Origin of the sequence: Variovorax beijingensis (assembly GCF_003951285.1) — a bacterium.
Taxonomy (GTDB): Bacteria; Pseudomonadota; Gammaproteobacteria; order Burkholderiales; family Burkholderiaceae_C; genus Variovorax; species Variovorax beijingensis.
In genome coordinates, this window is sequence record NZ_RXFQ01000012.1 from 173,855 (window position 1) to 194,926 (window position 21,072).

Here is a 21,072-nt window from a genome sequence, read left to right on the forward strand (position 1 = left end):
GCATGACTTCTTCTTCTTCCAACACCCTCCAGCAGCTCGGTGTGGTCCATCGCAACGTGGCGCGCGCGGATGCCGCCGCGGTCGACAAGCTTTCGCGCTTCGGCGTCTCCACCGTGCACGAGGCGCTCGGCCGGCTCGGGCTGATGCAGCCGCGCATTCGCCCCATCCACCCCGACGCGCGCTTCTGCGGCCCGGCCGTCACGGTGCTGCTGCAGCCCGGCGACAACTGGATGCTGCATGTGGCGGCCGAGCAGATCCAGCCAGGCGACGTGGTCGTCGCGGCCTGCACCAGCGACAGCACCGACGGCTTCTTCGGCGACCTGCTTGCCACCTCGTTCAAGGCGCGCGGCTGCAGGGGCCTGGTGATCGACGGCGGCGTGCGCGACGTGCGCGACCTCAACGCGATGAACTTCCCCGTGTTCAGCCGCGCCATCCATTCGAAGGGCACGATCAAGGCCACGCTCGGCTCGGTCAACGTGCCGGTGGTGTGCGCCGGCGCGCTGGTGCATCCGGGCGATGTGGTGGTGGCCGACATCGACGGCGTGGTGGTGGTGCCGGCCGCACGTGCGCAGCAGGTGGCCGATGCGGCCGAAGCGCGCGAGGCCAGCGAGACGGCCAAGCGCGCGCGCTTCGCGGCCGGCGAGCTCGGCCTGGACATGTACGGCATGCGCGAGCCGCTGGCCAAGGCCGGCCTGCGCTACATCGACTGACGGCGGCGGCACGACATGGCTCGCACCATCGGCGCCGCGACGACCGGCATCACCCGCCGCCAGGCCTGCATCTTTTCCGCGGGCTGCCCACTCTGGCTTGCGAACCGCAATGCCGTGGCCGCCGAAACCTATCCGGACCATCCGCTGCACCTGGTCGTGCCGTTCACGCCCGGCGGCTCCACCGACGTGCTGGCGCGCGGCATCGGGCAGGAGCTCGGCCGTGCTTGGAACCAGGCCGTGGTGATCGACAACGTGCCCGGCGCGGGCGGCTCCGTCGGCGCGGAGAAGGTCGCGAAGGCGCCCGCGGACGGCTACACGCTGCTGATGGGGCACATCGGCACGCTGGCCATCAACCCGTCTCTTTACCCGAAGCTCGGCTACCACCCGCTGCGCAGCTTCGCGCCCGTGGCATGGGTCGCGCGCGTGCCGAACGTGCTCGTGGTCCATGCGTCGGTGCCGGCACGCACGCTGGCCGAACTGATCGCGCTGGCCAAGGCCAGGCCCGGCCAGCTGGCCTACGGCTCGGGCGGCAACGGCAGTGCGGCGCACATCGCGATGGAATATCTCAAGCTGCAGACCGGCGCCTCGCTGCTGCACATTCCCTACCGCGGCACCGCGCCGGCCGTGAACGACCTGCTGGCGGGCCAGTTGCAGGCACTTTTCACCGGCACGCCCGCGCTGCTGCCGCACATCAAGGCCGGCAAGCTGCGCGCGCTCGCGGTGTCGAGCCCGCGCCGCATCGCGTCGCTGCCCGAGGTGCCCACAGTGGCCGAGAGCGGCGTGGCCGGCACCAGGGATTTCGAAGCCGACCAGTGGTACGGCGTGGTCGCGCCGGCTGCAACGCCCGCACCGATCGTCGCGATGATCAACCAGCAGATCAACCGCTCGCTCGACTCGGCGGAAGTCAGGGCGCGCCTGGCGGCCGAGGGTGCCGAGGCCACGCCCGCCACGCCGCAGGCCTTCGGCCAGCTGATCGCGAGCGAGATCGTGCGCTGGCAGCGCGTGATCAAGGCGGCCCGCATCACCGTCGATTGAACAGCAAGGAGACACGCACATGGGCATCACACTGGGCATCGTCGGCTGCGGCGAAGTGGGCGGCATCTTCGGCCGCGGCCTGCTGCACGAGGCAGGCATCGAGGCGGTCTGGGTCTGGGACCTGAAATTCGCCGACCCCGACAGCGGCGCGGCGGCGCGGACCGCCGCCGAAGCCGACGGCCTGCGCGTCGCCTCGGGCATGCAGGCGCTGTGCGCCGCGGCCGATCTGCTGATCTCGGCCGTGACCGCATCCAGCACCTTCGCGGTGGCCGAGGAGGCGGCGCGCCATGCGCGTGCCGGCACGCGCTTTCTCGATCTCAATTCGGCCTCGCCCGGCACCAAGCAGCGGGCCGGCGCCATGCTCGAGGCCGCAGGCGTCGGCTATGTGGAAGCCGGCGTGATGACCTCGGTGCCGCCCTACGGCATCCGCGTGCCCATGCTGCTGGGCGGCGCGCAGGCCGAGGCGCTGGCGGCCACGCTGCGCGCATGGGGCATGGACGCGCGCGCCGTGAGCGAGCAACTCGGCGTGGCCTCGGCCATCAAGATGAGCCGCAGCATCATGATCAAGGGGCTGGAGGCGCTGGTGATCGAAAGCTACGCCGCGGCGCGGCGCTACGGCGTCGAGGCGCATGTGCTGCCCACGCTCTCGGAGACCTTTCCGCAGATCGACTGGGAGCGCCAGGGCGCCTACTTCTTCAGCCGCGTCGTGCAGCATGGCAAGCGGCGCGCGGAAGAAATGCGCGAAGCGGCGCAGACCGTTCGCGAGACCGGCTTCGAGCCGTTCATGGCGGCGGCCATTGCAGCCAAGCAGGACTGGGTGGCACAGCAGGCGCGCACCGGCCTCTTCGACGGACTGGACGCCAAGAGCCCGTGGCAGCACTACGCCGACCGCCTGATCGGCAGAGGGCAGGGCGGCGAGAAATGACGGCGCCCGCGATCCGTGGCCTCTGCTCGATGGCGACCCGGGGCTTGCTGGAGGAGCTTGCGGCAGCCCATTCGCAGCGCAGCGGCGTGCCGGCCGCCTTCCTGGCGATCGGCGGTGTCGAGGCGGCGCGGCGCGTGGGCGCGGGCGAGCCCTTCGACGTGGTGGTGCTGGCCTCGGACGCGATCGACGCGCTCGTCGCACAGGGCAGGCTCGATGCCGCCGGCAAGGTCGACCTGGTCCGTTCGGGCGTGGCCGTGGCGGTGCGCGCGGGCGCGGTGCGGCCCGATATTTCCACCGAGGACGCGCTGCGCAGCGCGGTGCGGGCCGCCTCCGGCATCGCGTATTCGACCGGGCCGAGCGGCGTCGCCTTGATGGCATTGTTCGAGCGCTGGGGCATCGCCGGCGAGATCCGCGGCCGCCTGGTGCAGGCGCCGCCCGGCGTGCCGGTCGGCGCGCTGCTTGCACGCGGCGATGCCGCGCTGGGGTTCCAGCAATGGAGCGAGCTGATCGGCGTCGGAGGCATCGACCTGGTCGGCCCCTTGCCGCCGGAGGTCCAGATCACCACGGTCTTTTCCGCGGCGCCGGTGGTCGGCTGCGCGCAACCGGCCGCGGTGCGCGCGCTGCTCGACTTCATGCGTTCGGCGGACAGCGCCGAGGCCAAGCGCCGCCATGGCATGGCGCCGGCCTGAGGCGTGTACGGCGGGGGCTCAGCCGCGCCCCTGGATCATCTTCCACCCGTTCCCCGACGGATCGCGAAAGCCCGCGTCCACGGTGCCGTAGCGCTCCACCGGCTCCTGCGTGAACTCCACGCCCAGGCCGCGCATGCGCTCATAGGCGGCGCGGCAGTCGTCCACCCGCAAGACGAGCGGCGGCATCGCGCCCTTGGCCACGATGGCGCGCACGGCCTGCGCCGTGGCCGCATCGAGTACCGGCGGCCCGGGCCTGAACAGGCCGAGCTGGAACGACGGCTGCTCGGGGTGCTGCACCGTGAGCCAGCGATAGTCGCCGTTTCCCACGTCCGTGTGGACGCGGAAGCCGAGCTTCTCTACATAGAACGCCAGCGCCTCGTCCTGATCGTGCACATACAGACCGGCGACTTCAATGCCCTGATTCATGGGATCTCCTGTTGTTGGGGCTTGTTTGTACCGTCTGCGGCCAGGCGCCGCTTCTCCGAAACTGCGGTCGTGAGATGGGGCCGGCGCGCGGCATTGGCGATGCAGGCGGGCACCCGGCCGAGTTCATGCGGCGTAGCCTTGCCGCGCGCGCGGATCGCGCTCGGGCTGCTGCCGGTGATGTCGCGGAAGGTGCGCCCGAAGGTGCCGAGGCTGGCCCAGCCCGTCTCGAAGGCGATGTCGGTGATCGGCCGGTCGGTCTCGCGCAGCAGCGCCATCGCGCGCTCGATGCGGCGCGTGAGCAGGTACCGGTGCGGCGGGGTGCCGAAGGCCTGCTTGAACGATCGCGCGAAGTGCGCCCCCGACACGCCGCTCACCTGCGCCAGCCGCTCGACGGGCCACTCCTCGTGCGATGCGGCGTCCATCCGGTCCTTGGCGCGCAGCAGCCGCCGCAGCAGTGCGGGATCCTGGTTGATCGGGTTGATGGCCATCGCAAAATTATCGGGGACGCGCGTGTGGCGACTGGAGGCGATATCCTGCCGGGGATCGCAACAGGCGTTCGTATCTGTCCAATCCAGGAGACCCAGGATGATCAGCAAGAACACGATTTGTCTCTGGTACGACGGCACCGCCCTGGAAGCCGCCAAGTTCTATACCGAGACCTTCCCCGACAGTGCGGTGGGCGCCGTCCATCGCGCGCCCGGCGACTATCCCTCGGGCAAGGAGGGCGATGTGCTGACGGTCGAGTTCACGGTGATGGGCATCCCCTGCCTTGGCCTGAACGGGGGGCCGGCGTTCAAGCACAGCGAGGCCTTCTCGTTCCAGGTTGCGACCGACGACCAGGCCGAAACGGACCGCTTGTGGAACGCGGTCATCGGCAACGGCGGCCAGGCGAGCGCATGCGGCTGGTGCAAGGACAAGTGGGGCCTGTCGTGGCAGATCACGCCGCGCGCCCTGACGGCCGCAATCACCGATCCCGACCCGGCGGCAGCCAAGCGCGCGTTCGAAGCCATGATGGAGATGACAAAGATCGACATCGCCGCGATCGAAGCGGCCCGGCGCGGCTGACGCGTTCGCACGCCTGCCTCGGCTTCGGCTTCACTGCAGCAATTGGAGAAACCATGCAGCTTCGCACCGCGCGCATTTTTGTTGGGGACTTGCCGGGAGCCTCCCGCTTCTATGGAGAAATACTCGGCCTGCCTCTCAAGGCCGACGGAAGCAGGCAGGGATACTGCGTCTTCGACGCGGGCCCGATGAGCCTGGTGGTCGAGCATGTCGACGAAAGTGCTCCGGCGCCGGACCAGGCGCTCATCGGGCGCTTTACGGGGCTGTCCTTCGATGTCGCGGACGTCCAGTCGAAATTCAGCCAGCTTGCCGCACTCGGCGTTGCATTCACCGGCCCGCCTGAGCGACAGGACTGGGGCGGCCTCCTTGCGACGTTTCGCGACCCTGCCGGCAACGAGCTTCAGCTGGTGCAGCAGCCCGTGCGATAGCTCGATCGCCGGTGGGGCGGCCGACACGGGGCCAGAGCACGCTCTGCTGACAAGTCAATTCAACACAGTGGCGGCCAGAGGCCACCCAACCATGATCACCCTGCACCACTGCGTCAGCGCACGCTCGTTCCGCCCTCTCTGGATGCTCGAAGAGATCGGGCTCTCCTACGAGCTCAGGATGCTGCCCTTTCCGCCGCGCGTGCTGTCGCGGCCGTACCTCGAGGTCAACCCGCTCGGCACGGTGCCGATGCTGACCGACGGCGCCATGCGAATGACCGAATCGGCCGCGATCTGCCAGTACCTGGCGGCGCGATTCTCGGCGGGCCAGCTGGATGTAGGCCGCGGCGAGCCTGACTTCGGTCCGTACCTCAACTACCTCCATTTCGGCGAGGCAACCTTGACCTTTCCTCAGACACTCGTGTTGCGGTATGCGCACTTCGAGCTGGCGGAGCGAAAGCAGCCACAGGTGGCCGACGACTATGCCAAGTGGTTCCTGGCGCGCCTGCGAACGCTGGAGCCGCTGCTCGCCGGGCGCGACCACCTCTGCGCGGGGCGCTTCACCGCAGCGGACGTGTCGGTCGGCTATGCACTGCTGCTGGCCGAGCACCTGGGACTGGCCGAGCGCTTCACGCCCTCGGTGACGGCCTACTGGGAGCGTCTGCAGGCGCGACCGGGCTTCAAGGCCGCAATGGCTGTGCAATCGCGAGCGGCCGAGGCGCAGGGTGTCTCCTCGACCCCGGCGCCCGACATCAGGCCCGACAGGCCTTGACGGGTGGCCGCGGCCCGAAGCGCCTGCGCAGCGTCAGCCCCTGGCAGCAGTTGCGGGTTGTAGATCGCCTCCCACAGGTGACCGTCCGGGTCCATGAAATAGCCGGCATAGCCGCCGTAGAAGGTGTCGGCCGCGGTTTTCACCACCGTGGCTCGAGCGCGGCCACACGGCCAGCTTGAGCCCGTCCTACAGATCGAAGAAGGCGACGGCGCCGTTCTCGAACTCCCTGCCCACGATGCCCTCGGTAGGCAGGCCGAGCCCGTCGCGATAGAAGGCGACAGCTCTCGCCTCAGCCCCCTGCGCGCTTTGATGCGCCAAAGATGGCGCACTGACCGGCCGGTATTCTTTATGCGTGCCATGTTGGGCGCCGCGGCAGACGCCTTGAAGCAGGGAACCGAATGCGCTGGGAATTAATACGAAGAATTTCTACAGGCCCCATTTGGCAATTGCGCCCGCACTTATGGAGTTGGCAGGACGCCCCGCAATTCCTCTAAACCCGTCTGCGAATTACGTTTCTCTACTTTCAAAGCCTCAACCTGCTAGGAAATGTGCAGTTCTTCACCAAATCAGCTTGCAGATTGTTAACAAAGGTCAGGAATTGTTTTCCAATCGGGAGGAGTAAGCAGAATTCCGCTCACTTTTTGAAACACTTGGAGGTGAGCTTGTGAATGAATCCTGTCGATCTTTGGAGCGCGAAGCCCTTGACATTGAGGTGAGCAAGTCAACGGCGGCCCGCGTTCCTGGCAAGAAATTTCGCGCCAGACGTTCAACGCTGGCCGCTTGTGTCGTCGTATTGGCGGGCACGGCGCAGGCGCAAGTCAAGATCGGCGACAACCCGCTGAGCATCAATCCCGGCTCTGCGCTCGAAGTCGAAAGCACCAATCGCGGCGTCCTCATCACACGCATCGCGTTGACCGACCGCAACACCTGGGGTCTCAATGGAAATCAGCCTGTCGACGGCATGATTGTCTACAACACGACGGCGACAACCGGGGCCAATGGCCTGCAGGAAGGTCTGGCTGTCTGGAAGAACGGCCAATGGATCAGCGCGGACGAAACGCCGTACTTCCATACCAATTCGACCCTTGTCGGCAATTCGACCCTGGCAAATTCGGGCGCCACCGGCGCGAATTCCGTCGCTGTCGGCCCCAATGCGTTGGCCTCGGGCGCCAACACGGTGGCGGCCGGTCTTGGTGCCACTGCGGCTACGCCCAATAGTGTGGCGCTCGGGGCCAATGCCAACGCAAGCAATGGCGGCCTCGTGGCCATCGGGCCCGGTGCACGGTCGCTGGCGCAGAACACGATTGCGATTGGCGGAACAGCTACCACCCGGCTGGGCATCGCCATCGGCTTTGCGTCGACTTCAGCCGGCAACGGTGCCGTCGCGATCGGCGACGCCACGACCTCGAATGCGTTCTCTACCGTCGCGCTGGGCCAGAGCGCCGTGGCCACGAACGACTATGCCATCAGCATGGGACGGCTGGCGAACGCGAGCAACGTGCGCGCGACGTCCTTGGGCGCGAACTCGGCGGCGTCGGGTATCGCTGCGACGGCCCTCGGATCGATGAGCGCCGCCACCGGCAACTACGCAACCGCCACCGGTGGACGGGTGTACCTGCTCAATGGTGCCCCGCTGGACAGCACGTATACCCCCAACGCCGGGTTCGCAACGGCCTTTGACAGTTTCGTAGACACGCAGGCAACGGGCATTCTGGCGACGGCCAACGGGTCAGGAGCGAGAGCCACTGCGGACCGGAGCTTGGCGTTGGGTGCATTGAGCCAGGCAAGCCAGGCCGGCGCGGTGGCGTTGGGCGCGGATTCTGTCTCCGACCGCGTGATTGCCCCCACGACGGGCACCATTCCCGCCGGCAGCTCCCTCATCGAATACAACACCACCGACCGGACGCTCCTCGGTGCGGTTTCCGTCGGCAATGCGACCAGCTACCGCCAGATCACCAATGTGGCCGACGGGACACAGGCGCAGGATGCCGTCACGATCCGGCAGCTGTCCAGCGCGCTGCAGTCCTTTGCCGTCACGCCTGCGAAGTACTTCCACGCCAACTCAAGCGCCGCGGATTCTCTCGCCATCGGCACCGAATCGGTGGCCGTGGGCCCCCAGACGGTGGTCAACGGCAACAACGGCGTGGGCATCGGCAATGGTGCCGTGGTGCAGCAGAGCGCGCCTGGCGGCATCGCCATCGGCCAGGGTGCCACCTCGCACATGGCGGATTCCATTGCACTGGGCACCCAGTCCTCGGCTGCAGCTGTCCAAGGCGTGGCCATCGGCGCAGGCACCAGTGTCACCCAGGCCGGGGGCGTTGCGCTTGGCGCCGGCTCGGTCGCTTCGACAGCCGCTGGCGTGGCCGGCTATGTGCCGCCGACAGCCACCGACTCGCAACGCCTCGCGATCGGTGCCACCACCAGTACGCTGGCTGCGGTGTCGGTCGGCGATGCTGCCAACGGCCAGTTTCGCCAGATTACCGGCGTGGCCGCGGGCGCGGCCGACAGCGATGCGGTGAACGTTTCACAACTGAGGGCGGTGCAGGGCACGGTGGCCGTGATCGACCAGTCGACAGTCAAGTACGACACCAATGCCGACGGCACGACCAACTACAACAGCGTGACCATGGGCGGCGCCAATTCGACCAGCCCGGTGGCGATCCACAACGTCGCCAACGGCGTTGCACCCAACGACGCAGTCAATGTGAACCAGCTCAACGGCGCGGTCGGGGGCATCAACAACCGCATCAATGCACTGGACGACAAGGTCAATGCCAATACCAAGATGCTCTCGGGCGGTATCGCAGCTTCAGCCGCGATGGCGGTGGTTACACCGGTGGAGCCGGGCCTCTACCACGTGAGCGGCGCCGTGGCCGGCTACAACGGCCAGGCCGGCATCGGCTTCAACCTGCTCAAGCGTTCCGAGAACGGACAGACCACCCTGCACGCCGGCGTGGGCTGGGGTTCGGGTGGCAGCAAGGCCATCGTGCGCGTGGGCTTTGGGTTCTCGTTCGATTGACCGGCAGAGGAGAAACATTCATGAAAAAACACAATGCAATCCAATCTCTCTCGCTGGTAATTCTCGCGGCAATGCTGGGCGGCTGCGCTTCGAGCGTCAACACGCCCGATCAGGCGGCCGGGGCATCCGCTGCCAATGAGTCCGTGAGCTTTCCCGATGCGGGCAACGCCTGGCTCAACGGTGGAACCTTCATCGACGTGGAGCAATTGCGCCGCATCGGCCGCGGCATGACGAAGAACCAGGTGCGCGAGCTCATCAGCTATCCGCATTTCAGCGAGGGCTTGTTTGGTCCGAAGGAATGGGACTACCTGTTCAACTTCCGCACCGGCCGCGGCGACGAATTCGTCACCTGCCAGTACAAGGTGGTCTACAAGGATGGCGTCTCCGACGCGATGCACTGGAAGGACCCAGCCTGCGCGGGCTATCTCCAGCCCAGAGTCAGCGAGGTGGTGCGCCCGGTGGCTGCCACGGCGGCACCGCAGCGGTTCAAGGTCGCGGCCGATGCGCTGTTCGCCTTTGACAGGTCAAGCGCAGCCGACATGCTGCCCGAGGGCCGAAACCAGCTCGACGCGCTGGCGGCGCAGCTCAAGGGGCAATACAAGCGCTTCGACACGGTCACCGTCATCGGACACACCGACAGGTTGGGAAGCGATGCCTACAACCAAGCACTTTCGATCGCGCGTGCAGCCACGGTGCGTGACTACCTGATCGCGCAGGGCCTTCCGCAATCGGCGCTGCGTGCTTTCGGTGTCGGCAAGACGCAGCCGCTGGTCCAGTGCACTGACAGCCAACAACGCGCCCAGCTCATTGCGTGCCTGCAGCCCAACCGGCGTGTGGAACTCGAAGTCACCGGTGAGCGATAGACTGCGTGGCCGCACGGTGCCATTGAGGGCACCACTGCCCGCTCGGCCCGGGCGAAGACCCCATGCACCATCGGAGGAGCTGTGAGGGAGTCATCGGTGCGCCACAAGTCTGGCGACACGCCAGCGTCGCGACCGCGCGTCGCGCTGCTTGAAGACTCGCCGGAAGAGGCGCAGGCGGCGATCGAACTTCTGACCCACAACGGCCATCGGGTCATGCATCAAAAAAACGGGAGGGTCTTCTTCGAGATGCTGCAGCGCGACAGCTTCGACATCCTCATCCTCGATTGGAGCGTGCCGGAGCTGTCAGGCTATGAGGTGCTGCGCCGCGTGCGCGATAACCTTCGCTCCAATGTGCCTGCGGTGATGCTTACCGCGCGCGGCAGCGAGTTCGAGGTGGTGCAGGCCCTCAACGGGGGCGCCGACGACTATCTTGTGAAGCCGTGGCGACCGTTCGAACTGCTGGCCCGTCTTCAGGTGCAGCTGCGCAGCGGCCGGTCGCAGCCCGCCGCGCCGGGCGAAGACGAGATCGAAGGCTGGCATTTCAGCGCCGCAGATCAGACCGTCAGAAGGGGTACCGAAGAATTCCGTCTGCCGCTCAAGGAGTTCGAGGTCGCCCGCATGTTGTTCCGCCATCTGGGGAGGCCGTTGTCGCGCGAGCACTTGAACGAGACGCTCTGGGCGCGGCAGGCAGCATCGCGAACGATAGACACCCACGTGTCGCGGGTGCGCAGCCGCCTTGGATTGACCATCGACGGAGGGTTTCAGCTGCAGGCAATCTACGGCTTCGGCTACCGGTTGGACCGCGTCGCATGAGTGCAATTCGATGGCTGGCCATCGCGTGCCTGTGTCTGCCCATGGGCCTGGCTGCTCAACCCACGCCGCACGTTGTGCAGCCTGGAGAAACCCTGTGGGGTATTTCGCAGCGGCATCTGGGCCGGCCGCTGCTGTGGCCCTCGATCCAGCAACGCAACGGCGTGGCCGAGCCGCGGCAACTGCCGGTCGGTAAAGTCCTGCATTTCGCCGACGGGAATGCCCAGGCCGTCGTGGTGGCCGTCAGCGGCGACGTGCGTGCGGAGTCCGGCAACGGCGAGCGCAGCGCTGCGCAACCGGCCATGCGGCTTTCCGAGGGCGGGTGGATCCGCACCGGGCCCGACAGCTTCGTCACGCTGCGGCTGCCCGATGGCTCGCTGTGCACGCTGCCTTCGAACTCCACTGTCCGGCTCGTCCGGTTTTCCGATGCGGCGGGCCGCGCCGCTGCGGTGCTGGACCTGCAGGCGGGCGAAGTCGAATCGCGCGTGCCGCCCAGGGTAGTTCCTGCGGGCCGGGACGTGTTTCGGGTGCGCACGCGCATGGCGACCGTGGGCGTGCGTGGCACCCACTTTCGTGTGAACCTTGCCGATGAACATCGTGTGGTGGTGAGCGTGCTGGAGAGTGGTGTCGTGGTCAGCACACCAACACAGCCGGACCTGCCGGTGAGGGCACCGCAGGGCGTGGTCATCGACGATGGCCCGCAGGGCGGCGCTGTGCAGGAACTGCTGCCGGTACCCGATTGGATCGATTCCGGCCTGCCGCAAAACCAGCCGGCCGTACTGCTGGCGTGGGCCGAGGTGACCGGCGCTGCCGGTTACCGCGCGCAACTCGCACGCGACGCCGAATTCCTGGACGTGGTGGCCGAGCGGCATGTGGCGCGCTCCGGTCCCCGCGAACTGGCGCTGTTTGAGGGGATTCCCAGCGGAAGCTACTTCGCTCGGGTGGCGGCCGTGACGCCGGAAGGGATCGAGGGGCAAGCTGCGGTCAGCGCCTTTTCGCGGGCATCCCTGTCGGCCTCTCTGGTGGGTCGGATGCGCTGGATCGTCGCCAGCAACGAGGTCGAACTCGACTGGGATCCGGTTGCCGGCAGCACCTACGGACTGGAGATTGCCGAGGACGCCGCGCTCACTCGCGTTGTGGTACGGGTGGGCGGTCTGCTCGGTCACCGCGTGCGAGTGGAGGCATTGCCGCCGGGTCAGTACTTTTGGCGGGTGCGCGCCGAAACGATTTTGCAGGGCCAGCGCTCCGAGACCGTCGGCCCGGTGCTGCCCTTGCTGATCGAAGGGGTGCGCTGAGTGACCGCGGGGGTCGAGTCTTCCAGGCCCCGCGTCCTCTGGCGCGAATGGATCGCTTGCCTGCTGATCGTGCTGACTTTTGCCGGGCTGGTGCAGCGTTACGGGATTCTGGAGCGGGTGGATCTTGCGGTCTATGACGAGCTGCTCCGGCTCGATGCCAAGCCCGCTCATTCGGATATCTTGATCGTCGCAGTGGACGACGCGAGCCTGCAAGCACTCGGTCGCTGGCCTTGGCCGCGCGAATTTCACACACAGCTATTGCAACGCCTCGCCGCCGCGGTGCCGCGTGCGGTCGCGTTCGACATGCTGTTCACCGAAGCGGCGAGCGAACCGGGGGCAGACCTTCGATTGGCAGGTGCCTTGGGCCTCATGAAGGCGGTCAGTCCGGTATTTCTTCCAATGACAGTGCGTACGCCCTTGGTGGCAGGTCGAACGCCCGAAGTCCTCGCCCCCTTGCCGGTCCTGGAGCAGGCGGTGACGGGGCTGGGTCACATTCATGTGGAACTGGACAGCGACAGCGTAGCTCGCAGCCTTTATCTACGCGAGGGCAACGCCGGGCATCGTTGGCCGGCGCTGTCGCTGGCACTTGCGCAAGTCAGTGATGCAAACAAACCCGCCGGCGGCCCCGATGAGCCGCAGGATGGCACGGGCTGGCTGCGCGGATCTCGCATCCTCATCCCGTTCTCAGGCCCCCCGGGGCACTACAAGACCGTACCCTATGTGAGCGTCCTGAACGGCGAGGTACCCGATGCCGTATTGCGCGGGAAGACGATCTTGATCGGGTTGACCGCAACGGGGATCGGTGACCAGTACCCGACGCCTTTCTCCAGCGGCTCGGGTCTGATGTCAGGTGTCGAGATCAATGCCGCGGCGCTGGACGGCTTGCTGCGCGACCGTTCGCTGATTCCGGTCCGTCCGTGGCTCCAGGCCGTCATTTCTGCGCTTGCACTGCTGGGCTGGATGATCTGGCTCTGGCGTGCGGGACCGCGTGCGAGCCTCCTGGGCCTGTCGGCCTTTGGTGTGCTGGCGATGTTGATCACGACGGTACTGCAGATGGGGCTGCGCTGGTGGTTGCCGGTGGGAAGCTGGATGCTGGGGGCGTTGCTGGGCTATCTGCTCTGGAGCTGGAGACGCTTGGCGGTGCTGTTGGCCGATCTGAGCCTGCGCGCCGACGCGATGCTGCCAGGATCGACGCAACCGAAACGGGATGGTTGGCAGCAAGTGGTTGATGCGCTTGACCGTGCCTTGCAGGCCAAGCATCACGCTGAGCGCCGGCGCACCGAGGCGCTGCAGTTGCTCTCGCATGATCTGCGCGCCCCGCAGTCGGCCGTGCTTGCACTCTTGCGCACGCAGCCTCCACACCGTGGTGAGGACGCGCTGCTTTATGAGCGCATCGAGCGACAGGTAAGAACCACGCTTTCCCTGGCGGACGATTTTGTATTGCACCTGCGTGCAGAGGGCGAGGAGTATGTGCGAGAGGAGGTTGATCTGGCACAGCTTCTGACCGAAGTTTATGAGCGTGTCTGGCCGCTTGCCAAGGAAAAGGGCATTCGGCTCACACTCACTCTGCCGGAACTTGATGATGACGCTCCAGGCTGTTGGCTGTGCGTCGAGCCTCGCTTGCTCGGTCGCGCGCTGTTCAACCTGGCCGAGAACGCCGTCAAGTACAGCCCGGCCGGCAGTCACACTGACTTGGCGCTGGTCTGGACGCCGGGGCAGGTGCCCGTGGTTACGGTGAGAGATCAGGGCGACGGAATTCCGGCGTCAGCGTTGCCGACCTTGTTCGAGCGCTACAGCCGGCTCGAGCAGAACGGAGGCGTTGCTGGCCATGGACTGGGCTTGAGTTTGGTCAAGACGGTCATCGAGCGCCATGGCGGCAGCATCGAGGTTCGGAGTGCCCCCGGAAAAGGAACGGTGTTCAGCATCACATTCCATGAAAACGACGGAGCCTAGCGCCGCGACGCGTACTCGCCTTCGGGAAGTGCATAAGCGCATTGCCGGTTTCTTCGACGCCGTGGTGGCAGCGCTCAAGCAAGCGGCGACGCGGGAACACGGGGGGGCCCTACGCAGCTTCAGCCCCTGGCAGCAGTTGCGGGTTGTAGATCGCCTCCCACAGGTGGCCGTCCGGGTCCATGAAATAGCCGGCATAGCCGCCGTAGAAAGTGTCCGCCGCGGTCTTCACCACGGTGGCACCGGCCCTCGCGGCTTGCTGCATGACAGCGTCCACTTCGGCCTTCGACATGACGTTGTGCCCGAGGGTGAATTCGAGGGAGCCGCCCGCGCGCAGTGGAAGGCCGGCATCGGCCGCAATGCTCGAGCGCGGCCACACGGCCAGCTTGAGCCCGTCCTGCAGATCGAAGAAGGCGACGGCGCCGTTCTCGAACTCCCTGCCCACGATGCCCTCGGTAGGCAGGCCGAGCCCGTCGCGATAGAAGGCGACGGCTCTCTCCAGATCCTCGACGCCGAGGGTGATGACGGTGATTCTTGGTTGCATGAAGGTCTCCAAAAGATGCGATGTTGCACGGATCAGGCTGCACGTCCGAGTTCAGCGCGAAATGCGCGCAGCGGCTCGCATTGCGTTGCGTTGCGCGGCGCTCTCGAGCGCCCGGTACCAATCGAAGCCGGCCTTCAATGCTTCGGGCCGCTGGTAGGCGCGTCCAGTCGTTTCGGATCTTGTTCGTCAGCGCATGCTTGTCGCCCGCGAGCAGGTCGTAGAAATAGTCGAAATAGGCGCGCTCGCGTCCGCTCACCAGCAGTTCGGGCAGCTGCGGTAACGAATGGAACGCGAAGTGCCAGATGCGGGGCTCGGCGACGAGCCTCGACCACGGCGCAACGCCGGGGATGACGGTGTTCATGACCACCGCGCCCGCGATGCGTGCGCCGTGCTCGCGGGCCGCCGATGTCCGACTTCGATTGGGGCCAGCCGTGCAGCAGGATGAGCCACGGCGATCACGGGTTGCCGGCGCAGCATAGGAAAGGGTCAAGCCGTCGATCGAAAGCGTGGATTGCGGGCCATGCGTGCTCCTTCGAGCAGCACCGTATCCTTCGCGAAGCCCGTGCTGATCCGCCTCGCCCGCAGCCTGATGTAGGCCGTTTACTCGCCTGCAGCCTGGCTGCGCGACCGGTCCAGGATCAGGGTGGCCGCCTCGCTTGCGCTGACGAATGCCGAATCGATGACGAGGCGGCTCGTGGTCCAGGCTTCGTATTCATGGCGTGCGACTGCCTCCCAGGTCGGTGGAACGAGGCCCGGAATGTCGGCCTTCCGGCTCTCCACGCGCCTGCGGTGCTCGGCGGGGTCGGAGCACACGATCTCAAGCTCGAGCAAGTCCGAGGATGTGCTGGCTGCCACCGCTCGCCATGCCTCGCGGGTGACCGGGAGCGGATTGACGCAATCGGCGATCACCGACATGCCAAGCGCGAGATTGGACCGGGCAAGCTCGCAGGCAACGGCGTAGCCGGCGGGGCCCGCTTCCTCGAGAGCCCCCGATCGGATGAGCGCTTGCTCGATGGTGTCGATGCGCAGATAGGCGCAGGGGGAGCGGGCAGCGAGTTCGCGCGCAATGGTGGTCTTGCCGGTGCCCGGCAATCCGCCGAGAACAATCAGCACCGGCTTCGCCATGCGCGCGATTCCCCGGGTCAAGGCGCCATCCGCAGGCGTTGCTCCCGCGGCCGCTCCATCGCGGCCGACGAGGGGCTGAAGCCCAGCCTGGCAAAGAACTCGGCGGCACCCGGCCGGCCGGCCCGCAGCACCCATGTGATGTCCGTGTCCGAACCCAGGATGTGCCGGACCAGCGCTTGCCCGATGCCCTGCCGGCGCAGCGGCTCGGCGACCACGACCATCGACAGGTAGCCATTGGAGATGCCATCGCCGATGGCGCGTGCAAAGCCGACGATCTCGCCGTCCGCCGACAACGCAACCACCGCCTGCTGCGATGCCGAGATCAACTGGCCGAGGTATGCGGCGTCAGCGATCCGGTGCGCCCATCCGTTGGCGGAAAGAAGGCGATGGATCGCGTCGGCATCGGACGCCGCAGCGCTGCGAATCTGCATATCCGCTCCTCGAGAATTGAATGGCATCGAGGGCGACTGTAGCCGTTCGCGCGGCTGCGATCAGTCGCGGTCTTCGCGATAGTGGCGGTAGTGCTCGCGGCGCTCCCATTCGCGGCGGCGCCATTCACGGCGCTCCGCGCGGCGTTCTTCCCAGCTCGGTCCGGGCTCGTAGTAGACGGGTGCCGGTGCAACGTAGGCGGGCGGCTGGTAGCGCACCGGCGGTGCCGGCTGGTAGTAGACGGGGGCCGGCCGCGAGTACACCGGCGCGGGCTCGTAGTAGACCGGCGCCGGCTCGCTCACCACCACGCCGGGCAGCGACACGCCGATGGACCAGCTGGTGCCCGCGGTTGCAGCGGTCACGCCGAAAAGGGCGCCGGCGGCAATCGTGCCCGAGAGAGCCAGCTTGAGAACGGTTCGAGGAAAGGTCATCTTGTCTCCAGAGATGTGGGATTGCTCCCGATGCCTCTTCCAACGTTCGGCCGCGGAAGATCGCACACATCGCTTCGGTGAAGAACATTTCAAGATGTCACGCGAAAACCCTCAGAAACGCGCATGGCAGACTCCGCTCCTGCTTCCGACCCTTCTTTTTTTGCCGGCGCCGCCGTGCCGAAAGATCTTCCATGCTTGAACTGCTGACGGATCCCCAGGTCTGGATCGCCTTTGCGACCCTGACCGCGCTCGAACTCGTGCTGGGCATCGACAACATCATCTTCATCTCGATCCTGGTCGACAAGCTGCCGGCTGCCCGGCGCGGGTTCGCGCGCCGCGTGGGGCTGTTCATGGCCATGTTCATGCGCATCGGCCTGCTGTTGGTGCTGGCCTGGATCGTGGGCCTGGTCGCGCCGCTTTTCTCGGTGCTTGGCAAGGACATTTCGGGACGCGACCTGATCCTGATCCTGGGCGGGCTGTTCCTGATCTGGAAGAGCACGAGCGAGGTCCACCAGTCGCTGGAAGGCGGCCACGAGCAGAAGTCCAGCGCGGTCAAGGCGACCTTCGCGGGCGTCATCCTCCAGATCATGGTCATCGACCTGGTGTTCTCGCTCGACTCGATCATCACCGCGGTCGGCATGGTGGACGACGTGCGGGTGATGGTCGCCGCGGTGATCGTGTCGGTGTTCCTCATGATGCTGTTTGCCGGCCCGATCGGCCGCTTCGTCTCGAACCATCCCACCATCAAGATGCTGGCGCTGGCCTTCCTGGTGGTGGTGGGCGTGGTTCTCGTCGCCGAGGGCTTCGGGCATCACGTGCCCAAGGGCTACGTGTACTTCGCGATGGCTTTCTCGCTGGGCGTGGAGATGCTCAACATCCGGCTGCGCAAGAAGTCAGCCAAGGCCGTGGAGTTGCACCCGCCCCATATTCCGGGCGATTGAAGCCCCCGGCGCTCAGCCCGGAATGTTCGGCTCGACCAGCTGGGCCAGCGCGACAAGCGACTCCTGCCAGCCCAGGTAGCACATCTCCACGGGAATCACGTCGGGGATGCCTTCCTGCACGACGGACATGTCGGTGCCGCAGGACACGGCCGCGAGCGTCACGGTGGTCTTCATCGTGCCCGGCAGGTTGGGATCGTCGAAGGCCGCGTCGTAGGCAATGCGCTGGCCGGGGACGAGTTCGAGGTACTTCCCGCCGAACGAGTGGCTGTGGCCGCTGCCGAAGGCGGTGAAGGACATGCGCCACGCACCCCCGACCACGGGATCCATGCTGTGGACCTTGCCGGTGAATCCGAAGGGTGGCAGCCAGCGCTCGAAGGCACTGGGGTCGACGAAGGCGCGGTAGAGCCGCTCGGGCGGGGTGCGCAGTACGCGGTGCAGGCGGACGGTGTTGGTAGCCATGGCTGTGTTCTCCTGAAGTGCGGAGGATGACCCTCCACTGACACGACGAACGAGGCTGCGGAAAATCGACAGCGAACTGTAGCGCTGCGCGATGAAGATTTTTTGAGGCCGAAAGTTCGCAGTCGGAGCTGCGCGCGCTGGTCAGGCGGAGCGCAGAAGAAGAGCCTCGCGCTCTTCGATCCAGTGCGAGCCGTGCCCGTAGATCGCGTTCTGGACTTCGCAGATCACCTGGGCCTCCCTGCGTGCCGCCGGGGTTTCGGGCACCCACAGGCCATCGTCGCAGTGCTCGTCGTCTTCGTCGTGGACGACGCTCGAACGCCAGTTGACGCAGATTTGCTTCATTCGATTCGAGGCGGACAGGGAAGGGTGGTGGGGTGCGGGCCGCATGGCAGCTTTGCTTGATGGCGGCGATCCTACAAGTGCGCATCGGCAAGTGGGGCACGTGGCGCAGGGTGCCCGCGGAGGAAGCTGTGCAAATTTGCGCACTTTGCGGCGAATCCTGCGGGTTCGTGTGCCCATGCATACTCCGCGCAATGAAGAACCCGCACCACGACTGCCGCGTCTTCGGCTCTCCCTGGGAGGGCGTGCATGGCACCCGCATCTCGAGCCATCGCCGCTACGGCAGGCATTGGCATGCCACGTTCGGCATCGGCGTCATCGACGAAGGCGCCCAGCGCTCGGCCAGCGGATGCGGCGAGGTCGAGGCCCATGCCGGCCACCTCATCGCGACGAATCCGGGCGAAGTGCATGACGGGCGGCCGCTCGGCGGGCCGTTTCGGCGCTGGCGCATGCTGTATCTCGAACCCGCTGCGCTTCGATGGGCCGTGGATGCGGCTGCGACGGGCGCGGTGAACGACATGGCCCTGATCCGCCCCGTCATCAAGGACGACCGGCTGCGGCGCACACTCGGCGAACTCTTGCGGCTGCTGGAGGCGCGCGCTGCGGCGCCGCTGCGGGTGACGGCGGATGCCCTGCGCTGCGAGGAGCTGCTCGTGCAGACCTGCACCCAGCTCGCATCGCACCACGGCGCGCAAAGGCTGCCCATGCGCGCCGCATCGGCCGACGTCTCGCGGGCGCGCGAAATGCTCGCGGATTGCCTGGCGCAGCCGCCCAGCCTGGCCCAGCTCGCGGCGTCTTCGGGGCTGAGCAAATACCAGCTGCTGCGGCGCTTCAAGGCGGTCCATGGCGTCACGCCGTTCGCGTGGCTGCTCCAGCAGCGCGCGGAAGTGGCGCGCGGCCTCATCCGGCGCGGCGCTGCACTGGCGGACGCGGCCATGGCGGCCGGCTTTGCGGACCAGAGCCACATGACGCGCGCGTTCGCACTGCACTTCGGCTTCACGCCAGGCGCGTGGCAGCGCGCCTGGACGCGGCCCGCACGGCTGCAATAGCGTTCAAGACACGCCGCCGCGCCGGCGACACACTGGGCCATGCATTCTTTCTTTTTCTCTCACTCGCCGGAAATCTGGCAGCGCCATCCCGAGCTGGTGCCCGGCGTCCTGCTGGCCCAGGGCATCCACGGGAACACCGGCGTGCAGGCGCAGGTGGCGCACTACCACGGCGTGGCACGCGCACGGCTCGAAGCCGTCGGCTCGGAAGCCGATCTTCCGGAGATCCAGGCCTGGCGCCGCACCTTCGCGCGCATGGGCCTCAAGCCCACGCAGTACCGGTGCGCCTCCGAGTCGCTGCTGCGCCGGTTCAGGAAAGAAGGTGCGCTGCCGCCGATCCATCCGCTCGTCGATTTGTGCAACGCGCTGTCGCTGGCCTTTGCGATTCCGATCGCGGTGTTCGACCTGTCGAAGGTGGCCGAGGGGCTGCAAGTGCGGTGCGCCGAAGGCACCGAAAGCTACCTCGCGTTCTCGGGCGAAACGGAAACGCCCGACCGCGGCGAAGTCGTCTTTGCGGATGCCGCAGGCTGCGCGCACGCCCGGCGCTGGACCCATCGCCAGAGCGCGCGTTCCGCCGTGCAGAGCGAAACCTCCCGTGTCCTCATCGTGGCGGAGGCCTTGCATGCGGACGCCGCCAACGATGTCCGGCAGTTGCTGGATGCGCTGTCCCGGGCACTGGCCGAGACCTGGGTGCCGCCGGCCGCGTGCGCGCTGCTGCGGAAAGACGCGCCTCGCCTGGCGTTCTGAAGAGCGGCCGTCCCCCGTGGCGCCCGGTCAGGCGCGCCGCTTGAAGAGTGCGGACGCGCCGCTCGCGCGCGCCACGTCCTCGGCCGTGGCCAGAAGGGCCGGGCCCAGCGCGAGCATGCGTTCTTCCGTCAGCCGCACCAGCGGACCGGCGATGGTGATGACGCCGATCACCGCGCCGTTGCCGCTGCGCACGGGTGCGGCCATGGCCGTCATGGCGGGCGCGAACACCTCGTTGATCATCGCGAAGCCGCGCTTGCGGGCCGCGCGCAGGTACGCCAGGAGTGCCTTGACGGTGGTCGGCGCCTTCGGACCGAAGTCCTCGGGTTGTCCGAAGCCTTGCCTGGCGACCAGCTGGAGCGCCTGTTCGTCCGTCATCGTCGACAGCCACGCGTGGCCCGCGGAACTGCACGAGAGGTTGACCGAGAGGCCCATGTCGGGGTCGTAGCGCAGGCCGCGCGTGGCGCCCTGCGCCTTGGCGACGAAGGTCAGCTCGTCGCCGTCGACCACCGCCAGCCGCACCAGCTCGCCCGATTCGCTCGCGAGCCGGTCGAGCAGCGGCTGCGCCACGTCGACGATGCCGCTGTTGCTCAGGAAGCTCAGGCCCAGGGACACGAGCTTGATCGTGAGCATGTAGTCGCCATGGCTCTGGTCCTGCCGCACATAGCCGCAGCGGATCAGTTCGCTCAGCAGGCGGTGGGTGGCGCTCAGCGGCATTGCCAGCTCGGCGGAGAGCGCGGAAAGCGCGCGGCCTTCGGGGTGGCCAGCCAGGTGTTCAAGGACCTTGAAGCTGCGTTCGAGTATGGCAGTCATGGGAACAACTCTAGCATTTTGCCAAGTGTTTTCACTAGTAGAAACTTTTTCCACTTAACAACTAAGATCGCGCCGCCTGGGGGTTGGAGAACGTCGGGGGACCGCCCTGGCACGCACCCCTCACATCGCAGCAGGAGTTCATCTTGAGAACGCTTTACCGCTCGCTGGCAGCTGCCGGCCTGACCCTCGCATTGGCCGTTCCTGCACCTGCTTTCGCGCA

General features: G+C 66.9%; 24 protein-coding genes and 1 pseudogene. 15 read left to right on the plus strand and 10 right to left on the minus strand.

The genetic code is table 11. From position 1 onward, the window contains the following. Positions 1-2: 2 nt before the first annotated feature. From ligK to EJO66_RS21160, 4 genes are read left to right on the plus strand one after another with little or no spacing between them, the layout of a single operon-like run. Positions 3-710: a 4-carboxy-4-hydroxy-2-oxoadipate aldolase/oxaloacetate decarboxylase gene (ligK, locus tag EJO66_RS21145; protein ID WP_125966000.1), complete on the plus strand. Its 708-nt coding sequence runs from the start codon at positions 3-5 to the stop codon at positions 708-710. 15 nt (positions 711-725) lie between these two features. Then, positions 726-1,745 carry a Bug family tripartite tricarboxylate transporter substrate binding protein gene (locus EJO66_RS21150; protein WP_125966001.1) on the plus strand — a complete coding sequence of 340 codons (1,020 nt, stop codon included), beginning with the start codon at positions 726-728 and terminating at the stop codon, positions 1,743-1,745. A 19-nt stretch (positions 1,746-1,764) separates the two neighbouring features. Then, positions 1,765-2,670 carry a DUF1932 domain-containing protein gene (locus EJO66_RS21155; protein WP_125966002.1) on the plus strand — a complete coding sequence of 302 codons (906 nt, stop codon included), beginning with the start codon at positions 1,765-1,767 and terminating at the stop codon, positions 2,668-2,670. After that, a complete protein-coding gene (locus EJO66_RS21160) occupies positions 2,667-3,359 on the plus strand; it encodes a substrate-binding domain-containing protein (protein ID WP_125966003.1) in 693 nt (230 codons plus the stop codon). The genes EJO66_RS21155 and EJO66_RS21160 overlap by 4 nt, the downstream gene beginning before the upstream one ends. 18 nt (positions 3,360-3,377) lie before the next feature. Here EJO66_RS21160 and EJO66_RS21165 read toward each other — a convergent pair whose 3' ends face one another. Further along, on the minus strand, positions 3,378-3,785 hold the full coding sequence (locus EJO66_RS21165) for a VOC family protein (protein ID WP_125966004.1): 408 nt from the start codon (positions 3,783-3,785) through the stop codon (positions 3,378-3,380). Next, the gene (locus EJO66_RS21170; RefSeq protein ID WP_125966026.1) at positions 3,782-4,273 is read right to left on the minus strand and encodes a helix-turn-helix transcriptional regulator; all 492 of its coding nucleotides are present in this window, start codon (positions 4,271-4,273) and stop codon (positions 3,782-3,784) included. The genes EJO66_RS21165 and EJO66_RS21170 overlap by 4 nt, the downstream gene beginning before the upstream one ends. Before the next feature lie 97 nt (positions 4,274-4,370). Here EJO66_RS21170 and EJO66_RS21175 point away from each other — a divergent pair, with 97 nt between their 5' ends. From EJO66_RS21175 to EJO66_RS21185, 3 genes are all read left to right on the plus strand, one after another. Further along, positions 4,371-4,850, plus strand: coding sequence for a VOC family protein (locus EJO66_RS21175; protein ID WP_125966005.1), 480 nt, complete (start codon positions 4,371-4,373; stop codon positions 4,848-4,850). 53 nt (positions 4,851-4,903) lie between these two features. After that, on the plus strand, positions 4,904-5,275 hold the full coding sequence (locus tag EJO66_RS21180; protein ID WP_125966006.1) for a VOC family protein: 372 nt from the start codon (positions 4,904-4,906) through the stop codon (positions 5,273-5,275). 91 nt (positions 5,276-5,366) lie between these two features. Further along, positions 5,367-6,044: a glutathione S-transferase family protein gene (locus EJO66_RS21185; RefSeq protein ID WP_125966007.1), complete on the plus strand. Its 678-nt coding sequence runs from the start codon at positions 5,367-5,369 to the stop codon at positions 6,042-6,044. Between the two features lie 41 nt (positions 6,045-6,085). On the opposite strand, the pseudogene EJO66_RS33050 reads toward EJO66_RS21185, so the two are convergent. After that, a pseudogene (locus tag EJO66_RS33050) lies at positions 6,086-6,362 on the minus strand (VOC family protein); the annotation flags it as partial. A gap of 346 nt (positions 6,363-6,708) precedes the next feature. On the opposite strand from EJO66_RS33050, the gene EJO66_RS21190 reads away from it, so the two are divergent. The 5 genes from EJO66_RS21190 (at position 6,709) to EJO66_RS21210 (ending at position 13,984) form a co-directional block, all read left to right on the plus strand. Beyond that, positions 6,709-9,063 carry a YadA family autotransporter adhesin gene (locus EJO66_RS21190; protein WP_164547875.1) on the plus strand — a complete coding sequence of 785 codons (2,355 nt, stop codon included), beginning with the start codon at positions 6,709-6,711 and terminating at the stop codon, positions 9,061-9,063. Beyond that, a complete protein-coding gene (locus EJO66_RS21195; protein WP_240648654.1) occupies positions 9,060-9,926 on the plus strand; it encodes an OmpA family protein in 867 nt (288 codons plus the stop codon). Before EJO66_RS21190 ends, EJO66_RS21195 begins: the two co-directional genes overlap by 4 nt. Positions 9,927-10,022: 96 nt before the next feature. Then, entirely contained in the window at positions 10,023-10,739 is a 717-nt protein-coding gene (locus EJO66_RS21200) for a response regulator transcription factor (protein ID WP_125966008.1), read from the plus strand. Next, a complete protein-coding gene (locus EJO66_RS21205) occupies positions 10,736-12,031 on the plus strand; it encodes a FecR family protein (RefSeq protein WP_125966009.1) in 1,296 nt (431 codons plus the stop codon). The genes EJO66_RS21200 and EJO66_RS21205 overlap by 4 nt, the downstream gene beginning before the upstream one ends. 69 nt (positions 12,032-12,100) lie before the next feature. After that, complete coding sequence (locus tag EJO66_RS21210) at positions 12,101-13,984, plus strand: CHASE2 domain-containing protein (protein ID WP_164547876.1); 1,884 nt, start codon at positions 12,101-12,103, stop codon at positions 13,982-13,984. Between the two features lie 109 nt (positions 13,985-14,093). Here EJO66_RS21210 and EJO66_RS21215 read toward each other — a convergent pair whose 3' ends face one another. The 4 genes from EJO66_RS21215 to EJO66_RS21235 form a co-directional block, all read right to left on the minus strand. Continuing rightward, positions 14,094-14,525, minus strand: coding sequence for a VOC family protein (locus EJO66_RS21215; protein ID WP_125966011.1), 432 nt, complete (start codon positions 14,523-14,525; stop codon positions 14,094-14,096). A gap of 600 nt (positions 14,526-15,125) precedes the next feature. After that, complete coding sequence (locus EJO66_RS21225) at positions 15,126-15,638, minus strand: P-loop nucleotide/nucleoside kinase family protein (RefSeq protein WP_125966029.1); 513 nt, start codon at positions 15,636-15,638, stop codon at positions 15,126-15,128. A 29-nt stretch (positions 15,639-15,667) separates the two neighbouring features. Beyond that, positions 15,668-16,081, minus strand: coding sequence for a GNAT family N-acetyltransferase (locus EJO66_RS21230; protein WP_125966012.1), 414 nt, complete (start codon positions 16,079-16,081; stop codon positions 15,668-15,670). 60 nt (positions 16,082-16,141) lie between these two features. Next, positions 16,142-16,510, minus strand: a complete 369-nt coding sequence (locus EJO66_RS21235; protein WP_125966013.1) for a hypothetical protein — start codon at positions 16,508-16,510, stop codon at positions 16,142-16,144. Between the two features lie 191 nt (positions 16,511-16,701). Between EJO66_RS21235 and EJO66_RS21240 the strand changes: the two genes are divergently transcribed. Next, a complete protein-coding gene (locus EJO66_RS21240) occupies positions 16,702-17,451 on the plus strand; it encodes a TerC family protein (RefSeq protein ID WP_125966014.1) in 750 nt (249 codons plus the stop codon). A 12-nt stretch (positions 17,452-17,463) separates the two neighbouring features. Here EJO66_RS21240 and EJO66_RS21245 read toward each other — a convergent pair whose 3' ends face one another. Both EJO66_RS21245 and EJO66_RS21250 read right to left on the minus strand, forming a co-directional pair. Further along, complete coding sequence (locus EJO66_RS21245; RefSeq protein WP_125966015.1) at positions 17,464-17,910, minus strand: SRPBCC family protein; 447 nt, start codon at positions 17,908-17,910, stop codon at positions 17,464-17,466. 141 nt (positions 17,911-18,051) lie between these two features. Continuing rightward, positions 18,052-18,252: a hypothetical protein gene (locus EJO66_RS21250; protein ID WP_021003566.1), complete on the minus strand. Its 201-nt coding sequence runs from the start codon at positions 18,250-18,252 to the stop codon at positions 18,052-18,054. A 191-nt stretch (positions 18,253-18,443) separates the two neighbouring features. Here EJO66_RS21250 and EJO66_RS21255 point away from each other — a divergent pair, with 191 nt between their 5' ends. Further along, positions 18,444-19,298: an AraC family transcriptional regulator gene (locus EJO66_RS21255; RefSeq protein ID WP_125966016.1), complete on the plus strand. Its 855-nt coding sequence runs from the start codon at positions 18,444-18,446 to the stop codon at positions 19,296-19,298. 39 nt (positions 19,299-19,337) lie between these two features. After that, entirely contained in the window at positions 19,338-20,042 is a 705-nt protein-coding gene (locus EJO66_RS21260; RefSeq protein ID WP_125966017.1) for a B3/B4 domain-containing protein, read from the plus strand. 27 nt (positions 20,043-20,069) lie between these two features. Here the strand turns inward: EJO66_RS21260 and EJO66_RS21265 are convergent, their stop codons facing one another. Beyond that, positions 20,070-20,852 carry an IclR family transcriptional regulator gene (locus EJO66_RS21265; RefSeq protein ID WP_125966018.1) on the minus strand — a complete coding sequence of 261 codons (783 nt, stop codon included), beginning with the start codon at positions 20,850-20,852 and terminating at the stop codon, positions 20,070-20,072. Positions 20,853-21,072 lie beyond the last annotated feature (220 nt).